The sequence below is a fragment of the Streptomyces carpinensis genome (assembly GCF_002154505.1).
Classification (GTDB): domain Bacteria; phylum Actinomycetota; class Actinomycetes; order Streptomycetales; family Streptomycetaceae; genus Streptomyces; species Streptomyces carpinensis.
The window spans coordinates 197-5,885 of record NZ_MUBM01000439.1 but is presented as its reverse complement, the minus strand read 5'-3'; the positions used below and the strand labels follow the sequence as shown (position 1 = coordinate 5,885).

The 5,689-nt window shown below is 73.1% G+C and carries 7 protein-coding genes; 3 read left to right on the top strand and 4 right to left on the bottom strand.

The window, feature by feature from the left end:
* The coding region (locus BZY54_RS42400) for a GntR family transcriptional regulator (RefSeq protein WP_143668253.1) at positions 1–229 on the bottom strand (229 nt) is incomplete at its 3' end.
* Positions 230–275: 46 nt separating this feature from the next.
* On the opposite strand from BZY54_RS42400, the gene BZY54_RS42395 reads away from it, so the two are divergent.
* Genes BZY54_RS42395 through BZY54_RS42385 form a run of 3 tightly spaced genes read left to right on the top strand, consistent with a single transcriptional unit; the run spans position 276 to position 2,001 of the window.
* Positions 276–803 (top strand): carboxymuconolactone decarboxylase family protein, encoded by a 528-nt coding sequence (locus BZY54_RS42395; protein WP_086730701.1) that lies wholly within the window; start codon positions 276–278, stop codon positions 801–803.
* 50 nt (positions 804–853) lie between these two features.
* Positions 854–1,270, top strand: a complete 417-nt coding sequence (locus tag BZY54_RS42390; protein WP_086730703.1) for a carboxymuconolactone decarboxylase family protein — start codon at positions 854–856, stop codon at positions 1,268–1,270.
* On the top strand, positions 1,267–2,001 hold the full coding sequence (locus tag BZY54_RS42385) for an isocitrate lyase/PEP mutase family protein (RefSeq protein WP_086730700.1): 735 nt from the start codon (positions 1,267–1,269) through the stop codon (positions 1,999–2,001). The genes BZY54_RS42390 and BZY54_RS42385 overlap by 4 nt, the downstream gene beginning before the upstream one ends.
* Positions 2,002–2,007: 6 nt before the next feature.
* Here BZY54_RS42385 and BZY54_RS42380 read toward each other — a convergent pair whose 3' ends face one another.
* The 3 genes from BZY54_RS42380 to BZY54_RS42370 all read right to left on the bottom strand — a co-directional run.
* Positions 2,008–3,006, bottom strand: coding sequence for an ABC transporter substrate-binding protein (locus BZY54_RS42380; protein ID WP_425276374.1), 999 nt, complete (start codon positions 3,004–3,006; stop codon positions 2,008–2,010).
* A gap of 1 nt (position 3,007) precedes the next feature.
* On the bottom strand, positions 3,008–4,987 hold the full coding sequence (locus tag BZY54_RS42375) for an ABC transporter permease (protein WP_086730699.1): 1,980 nt from the start codon (positions 4,985–4,987) through the stop codon (positions 3,008–3,010).
* On the bottom strand, positions 4,987–5,689 hold a 703-nt coding region (locus tag BZY54_RS42370; protein WP_244217606.1), incomplete at its 5' end, for an ATP-binding cassette domain-containing protein. The genes BZY54_RS42375 and BZY54_RS42370, both read right to left, overlap by 1 nt.

Genomic DNA, 5,689 nt, shown 5'->3' with positions numbered 1-5,689 from the left:
GGGCGGTGAGCCAGCCCTCGGCGACCAGGTCGGCGTAGGCGTCGGCGACCGTGTTGCGGGCGATGCCCAGGTCGCCGGCGAGACTGCGGGAGGACGGCAGCCGGGTGCCGGGGGCGAGGCGGCCGGTGCGCACCGCCTCGCGCAGGGCGTCGGTCAGCCCGCGGCGCACGCCCGGTCCGGTCGGTTCCAGATGCAGGTCGACGCCCAGAGTGGCCCACGTTCTCGCCATGGAAATGGACCATACTCCTGGGCTGCTTCGCGCCTAGGGTCGAACCATGACGACCACGGCGAACAACGACCGGAAGACGAGCACCGAGAACTCGCCCGAGTACGCCCCGGAGCGCAGCCCCCGTCTGGCCTGGGCCAAGCACGCTCCCGAGGTCTACAAGGCGATGGTCCGGCTGGACGCTGCCGCCCGTGAGGGCGTCGACCCGAAGGTGCTGGAGCTGGTCAAGATCCGCGCCTCGCAGATCAACCACTGCGCCCTCTGCCTGGACATGCACACCAAGGACGCCCTCGCGGCCGGCGAGAGCGTCGAGCGGATCATCCAGCTCAGCGCCTGGGAGGAGTCGCGGCACTTCTACACGGAGAAGGAGCTCGCGGCCATCGAGCTGACCGAGGCGGTCACGGTCCTCACCGACGGCTTCGTGCCGGACGAGGTCTACGAGCACGCCGCACGCCACTTCGACGAGGCCGAACTCGCCCAGCTGATCGCCGCGATCACGGTGATCAACGCCTGGAACCGGTTCGGCGTGACGTGCCGGATGGCGCCGGGCCACTACACGCCGGGACAGTACAAGTGACGGCCGCCGCGCCCCGTACACAGCTGCTGGACCGCGGCGTCGAGCAGGCCATGTCGGCGCTCAGCGCGGCGGCGAAGAAGGGGCTGGGCGACCCGGCCCTCGCCGAGCTGGTCATGATCCGCGCCTCGCAGATCAACCACTGCGCCTTCTGTCTCGACATGCACCTGAAGGCCGCCCGGAGGACGGGCGAGTCGGAGGACCGCATCCAGCTCCTGGGCGCCTGGGAGGAGACCGAGGACCTCTACACCGAGCGGGAGAGGGCCGCTCTCGCCCTGACCGAGGCGGTCACGGTCCTCACCGACGGCTTCGTGCCGGACGAGGTCTACGAGCGGGCCGCCAAGCACTTCGACGAGGCCGGCCTCGCCCACCTGATCGGCCTGATCAGCGTGATCAACGGCTGGAACCGGCTGATGGTCGGCCGTCGCGTCCCGCCGGGAGGGTACCGGCCCGGAGGTCACCAGCCGTGACGTCACCGGAGACGAGCAAGGTCGAGGTGTTCCGCGCGCTGCATCTGGGGCGCGCCCTGGGCGACCCGCTGGTCCTGCCCGGCCCGTGGGACGCGGCCAGTGCCCGCGTATTCGCCGAGGCCGGGTTCCCGGCGCTCGCGACACCCAGCCACGGGGTCGCCGCCTCCCTCGGGTACGAGGACGGGAAGACCCCGGCCGACGAGATGTTCGCGGCCGTGGCCCGGATCGCCCGGGCGGTGGACGTGCCGGTGTCGGCGGACATCGAGGACGGCTACGGGCTCGCCCCGAAGGAGCTGGTGGAGCGGCTGCTGGAGGCGGGGGCCGTCGGCTGCAACCTCGAGGACTCCGGCGGGGGCACCCTGAAGGACCCGCACGAGCACGCCGACTTCCTCGCCGAGGTCCGCATCGCCGCCGCCGACCGGCTCTTCCTCAACGCCCGCGTCGACGTCTTCGCCCACGGCGACGGCGATCCCGAACGGGCCATCGAGCGGGCCGCGTTGTACACGGCGGCGGGCGCGGACTGCATCTACCCGATCCTCGCCCCGGTGGACGTGCTGCCGCTGCTGCGGGCGGGGATCCAGGGCCCGCTGAACATGCTGGCCCGGCTGGACGGCTCGGGCCCCGCGCCCGCCGGACTCGGCGAGCTCGGGGCCACCAGGATCACGTTCGGGCCGGGACTCCAGCGGCGGGCCGCGCAGGCGCTGCGCGACATCGCCGCCGGACTCCGGTAGCGCCGCTCAGGACAGCCACTTCTTCCACACCGAAGGGTGGCTGTCCACCCACCTCTTCGCCGCCTCGGCCGGAGTGAGCTTCTGGTCGGCGATCATCAGGGAGACCTCGTTCTGGTCCTCGGTGGTCCACCTGAACTTCTTCAGGAAGGCGGCCGCCTTGCCGCCGCGGCGCGCGAAGTCCGCGTTGAGGTACTTCTGCAGCGGGGTGTGCGGGTAGGAGCACGCCACCTTGGCGGCGTCGGCGTCGCAGCCCTCCTTGTACGGCGGCAGCCTCACCTCCGTCATGGGGACCTTCTTGAACAGCCACTGCGGCGCGTACCAGTAGGTCAGGAACGGCTTCTTCTCCTTGGCGAACTGCTTGATCTGGGTGATCTGCGCCGCCTCCGAGCCCGCGAAGACGACCTGGTAGTTCAGCTTCAGGTTGTTCACCAGCGCCTTGTCGTTGGTGACGTAGGAGGGCGAGCCGTCCATCAGCTGGCCCTTGCCGCCGCTCTCCGCAGTGCGGAAGAGGGAGGCGTACTTGTCGAGGTTGTGCCAGTCGGTGATGTCGGGGTGCTGCCTGACCAGGTAGGTGGGGACGTACCAGCCGATGTGCCCGGTCACGCCGAGTCCGCCGCCGGGCGCGATCGTCTTCTTGTCCTTGACGTAGCGCTGCTCCTGCTCCGGGTGGCCCCAGTCCTCCAGGATGGCGTCGACCCGGCCCTGGCTGAGCGCGTCCCAGGCGGGCACCTCGTCGACCTGGACGGTGTCGACCCGGTAGCCCAGCTCGTGTTCCAGCAGATACTGCGCCACGGCCACGTTGGACTGGGCGCCGACCCACGACTGCACGGACAGCGTCACGGTCTTGGCGCCCTGCGCGCCCGCGAACGGCGAGGCCTGCTTGGTCATGTCGGCGGCGCCGCAGCCGGCCAGCAGCGAGCACGTGGCCGCTCCGGCGGCGATCAGGGCCGTCCTGCGGGTGACGGTCCGGGCCGCGCCGCGGGCGGGATTCATGGCACGGTTCATGTCACGCTCCCTTCCTCGCGTCACGCCGGGCCGGCTGGGTCACCCGGTCGAGCATCAGACCGAGGCAGACGATCGCGACGCCGGCGACCAGGCCGGTCGCCAGGTCGCCCTGGGCGAGGCCGAAGACGACCTGGTAGCCGAGCGCGCCACCGCCGACCAGGCCGCCGATGATGACGACGGCGAGCACCAGGACCACGCCCTGGTTGACCGCGAGGAGCAGCGCCGGGCGGGCCAGCGGCAGCTGCACCTGGCGCAGCTGCTGTCCGCCGGTCGCGCCCAGCGAGCGGGCGGACTCCATGGCCGCCGGGTCGACCTGCCGCAGGCCCTGCGCGGTGATCCGGACGACGGCGGGCAGGGCGTAGACGACGGCGGCGGCGACGGCGGGGGCGCGGCCCACGCCGAACAGCGCGACGACCGGGATCAGGTACACGAACTGCGGCATCGTCTGGCAGACGTCGAGGACCGGGCGCAGCAGCTTCTCGAAGCGGTCGCTGCGGGCCGCGGCGATGCCGGTCGCGAAGCCGACGACGAGGGTGACGGCGACGGCGGCGAGCACCTGGGACAGGGTGTCCAGGGACGGCTGCCACACGCCGAGCACCCCGATCGCGGCCATGGCGAGCACGGCGGTCAGCGCGGTGCGCCAGGTGCCGATCAGCCAGGCCAGCGCGGCCACCACGAACAGCACCGACCACCAGGGCAGCCACTGCAGCCCGGAGCGGACCGGGTCGAGGACCCAGGTGGTGAAGTGGCCCGCCCAGTCCGCGGTGCCACCGATGTACGGGACGCCCGAGTACAGGTGGGCGGTCATCCAGTCGACGGCGCGGTTGACCGGCTCGGCGATGGCGACGGTCCATCCCGTGGGCCAGTCGAGCCGGCCCGCGAGTCGCGCGACCAGGGCGACGGCCACGACGGCGGCGACGGCCGCGAGCGCGCCGAGCCGCGCACGGGCACCGCGCCGCTCGCGGCTCCCCGAGGCGCCCGACGCCGCCCGAGCGGGGCTCGCCCCTCCGGCCGCACCGGTCACCCGGTCCAGTACGACGGCCAGCAGCACGATCGGGATGCCGGCCGCCAGCGCGGCACCCACGTCGACCGAGGCGAGCGCCTGGTAGACGCGGTCGCCGAGGCCGCCGGCGCCGATGACGGAGGCGATGACGGCCATGGACAGCGCCATCATGATCGTCTGGTTGAGGCCGAGCAGGAGTTCCTTGCGGGCCAGCGGGATGCGCGCGGTCAGCAGGCGCTGGCGACCGGTGGCGCCGAGGGACTCGACCGCCTCCAGCACCTCGGCGTCGGCGCCGCGCAGGCCGAGCGCGGTGAGACGGGCCATGGGCGGGGCGGCGTAGACGACCGTGGCGAGGACGGCCGCGGGGACACCGATGCCGAACACCAGGACGACGGGAAGGAGATAGGCGAACGCCGGGAGCACCTGCATGGTGTCCAGCACCGGGCGCAGCGCGCGGTCCATGCGGTCCGACAGCCCGGCGGCGAGACCGAGCAGCGCCCCGACGGCCACCGAGGCGAGCACCGCGACCACCATCAGAGCGAGGGTCTGCATGGTAGGCACCCACATGCCGAGCAGACCGCAGGCGAGGAACGCCGCCGCCGTGCCGAGGGCGAGGCGGACTCCGGCCACCCGCCAGGCGACGGCTGCGCCGAGCGCTGTCACGCCGGCCCAGCCCGCGGCCAGGAGGAACAGGTACACGGCCCGTACGGAGATGACGACCGCGTTGCTGACGTAGCCGAAGAAGTAGAGGAACAGAGGGTGGCTGTCGCGGTTGTCGATGATCCAGGTGCTGGCGCCGGTGAGCGGTTTGGTGAGGTCGACCGTCAGCTCGTGCGGCCAGGTGCTGCCCGCCCAGTGGGCGCCCGCGAGCGGGCCGAGGACTGCGGCGAGGACCGCGAGGACCGCCAGCTTCCGCAGGGCGGGGTGGCGCAGGGCGCCGGGTGTCGAACGGAGTGCCGATGCGGTGATCGTCGCCATCAGACGGCCCCCGCGTCGGTGCCGGCGCCGGGCGGGGTCGCCTGCCCGCGCGGGCGGGGCACCCCCGCCGAGCTCGCCGAGGAGGAGGCGCCCCCGGCGCCCACCGGTGCCGCGGCGGCGAGACCGCCCGCGACTGCGTCTGCCTCCGCGTCGGCCCGACCGCTCGTGGGCACGTCGGTGACCCCCGCGACCACGCCCAGCAGCGCCTCGGAGTCGACCAGGCCCACGCACCTGCCCTCGTCCACCACGCGGGCCGGTGCGCCCGCCCGGGCCACCGCCTCGATGGCTTCGGCGACCGTGGCCTCCGGCGGTACCGCGGGGCCGTTGCCCGTCTCCTCGGCGGAGGCCGGGCGCATGGCCCCGCGCACCGTCATCACCTGTTCGCGCGGTACGTCGCGGACGAACTCGCGGACGTAGTCGTCGGCCGGGGAGCCGACGATCTCCTCGGGGGTGCCGAGCTGGACGACGCGGCCGTCGCGCATCAGCGCGATGCGGTCACCGAGTCTGAGCGCCTCCTGCAGGTCGTGGGTGATGAAGACCATCGTGCGGCCCTCCTCCTGGTGCAGGCGGACGACCTCCTCCTGCATGTCCCGCCGGATGAGCGGGTCGAGGGCGCTGAACGGCTCGTCGAAGAGGAGCACCTCGGGGTCGGCGGCCAGGGCGCGGGCGAGGCCGACGCGCTGGCGCTGGCCGCCGGACAGC